This window comes from Streptomyces sp. NPDC037288, assembly GCF_055603265.1.
This window is the reverse complement of the sequence record NZ_JBVJVY010000195.1, coordinates 1-2,029: the sequence shown is the minus strand read 5'-3', so window position 1 is coordinate 2,029 and position 2,029 is coordinate 1. Positions and strand designations below refer to the sequence as shown.

Genomic DNA, 2,029 nt, shown 5'->3' with positions numbered 1-2,029 from the left:
CCACCGAGCCCGGCAAAAGCGCCCCCGCACTCCCCAACACCACCAACACGACCGACGATTGATCGCCTACACCACATCAAGGGACACGACCGAGCTTCCCCGGCCTCGGACTTCAGCTCGGCGCCCGGATGCTTGCCGAGATCGGGGACGACCACGACCGCTTCGCCGACGCTCGCGGCCTGAAGGCATACGCTGGCTCCTCGCCCATCACCAGGGCCTCCGGGAAGAAGTCGAGCATCACCCGCCGGTGGGTCAAGAACGACCGGCTCAACCACGCCGGCTATCTATGGGCCTTCTCCGCACTCCGGGCCTCGCCCGGAGCCATGGCTCACTACCAGAGGCGCCGCGACGACCACGGAGACTGGCACGCCGCCGCCCAGCGACACCTCTTCAACCGCATGCTCGGCCAGCTCTACCACTGCCTCCAGAAGGGCGAGCTGTTCGATGAAGAGACCGCCTTCCCCACCGAGCTGGCTGCGGCGGCTTGACGCCTTAGCGCCGTGAGGTGTCTTCCTCAGCCTCGCCACCTGCCTCATCACACACCGCCACGTCCAACGCCTTTGTTAGGACCTCTAAGTTCTGGCGGACCCTGCACCGAGCACGCTGCTCCACCCGCCGCATCAGCCGCACCGTCCAAACCCTCCACGCCCTCTCGACCTGCGAGTATTCAGGATGAAAGAGGTTCAGTGGGCGTATCACCCGCCCGGGCGCCCGCCTCGATGGGTCTCTTGATCACCTCAGGCACGATGCGTGTCTGAGGCCGGCGGCTTCGGCCCGTTCATCGTTGCGGGTGCGCCGTCCGAATCCAGTGCGCCGGTGGACTCCCTGCGCCCCTCCCGAAGAGTCGACAAAGGTGTTCCACATCACACCAAAAGTCGGCGAATACAGCGTGCGCAACGCGTCGCTCGCGGGTCCAAAGGACATACACGCCCCTCACCGACCCAGTAGTGACCGGGGCGCTCGCCCCATCCAATTTCGTATACAAGGAGCCAAAATGACCGGGCAACACAAGAAGGCGCGTAAGTCTTCAACTGTACTGGCAAACCGATATGCTGCCATTACTCTTTCCCTGGGAGCAGTTCTCGGAATCGGTGCAGCCGGCGCAGCCCCTGCCATGGCCGAGTCGCAGCCCAGCGCGGCCTCGGAGGTCTCGCATCCGGGCAAGCCTGATTTCGAAGGAGCGCTTGGCGCACTGGTACAGAATGTGCACATGAAGGCGGCTCGCCGGCTGTACTGTCATGGGCATGGAACGGGCGTAGGCATGACTAAGGAACCGGGTGAGGCCCGGGGGCGTTTCGCTATATCTTCCCGGCTCGCTGGTATGAATCTAAAGCAGTATGCCGAGATAGCAGCCAAGGGGGACTCAGGGAGTGCGGCCAGGAAAGAGGCAGAGAAATTTCTGAAGAATCTACAGAGCGGCAAACTCACCTCTGATGCGAACGAAACGCTCAAGCAAGAGGTGGCTGATCTTTCCAAGATTCTTAAGCAGATCACAGATCTCGTGGACCAGATCAAGGATCAGGTGATGGAAAAGGTTGACCCGGCGCCTCACAAGCCCTTCAAGCATGGGTGCGGCCACTCCGGCACGGAGAATCCGGGACACACAGGGTCTGATGGCGGCTGGCAACCGGTGAAGGACGTCACCGACCACCACATCCAGCAGATCGCGGCGTGGGCGGTGAGCCAGGCCAACCGAGAAGAACACCTCACAGATGACGCCGCATATCACGCTGTGTCTCTCCAGAGCGCCGAGACGCAGGTGGTGTCCGGGACCAACTACCGCCTCCGGATCCGTCTCGACCGCCCGAGCACGCAGGTCGTAGAAGCGGTCGTCTACGAAATGCCGTGGGAGAACGTCCACAAGCTCACGTCCTTCAAGAAGGTCTCTTGACCAAACCCATTTGACCGGGTGCGCCCCTATGAGTTCCATCGCTTAGTACTCCAGTCAGAAATCGTGTCCTGAGCTGGTTCTTCTCGTTGTCCCGGCGTGGAGGGGATTACTGAAGTCGAGGGTTGGGCCGAGGAGTTG

The 2,029-nt window shown here is 62.0% G+C and carries 1 protein-coding gene and 1 pseudogene; both read left to right on the top strand.

Going from position 1 to position 2,029, the window contains the following annotated elements; translation table 11 throughout:
• Positions 1–92: 92 nt before the first annotated feature.
• Positions 93–488 (top strand): annotated as a pseudogene (locus ACZ7GZ_RS43170) (IS110 family transposase); the annotation flags it as partial.
• Positions 489–994: 506 nt separating this feature from the next.
• Complete coding sequence (locus ACZ7GZ_RS43165; protein WP_471033323.1) at positions 995–1,891, top strand: cystatin domain-containing protein; 897 nt, start codon at positions 995–997, stop codon at positions 1,889–1,891.
• The last annotated feature ends 138 nt before the right edge of the window (positions 1,892–2,029 follow it).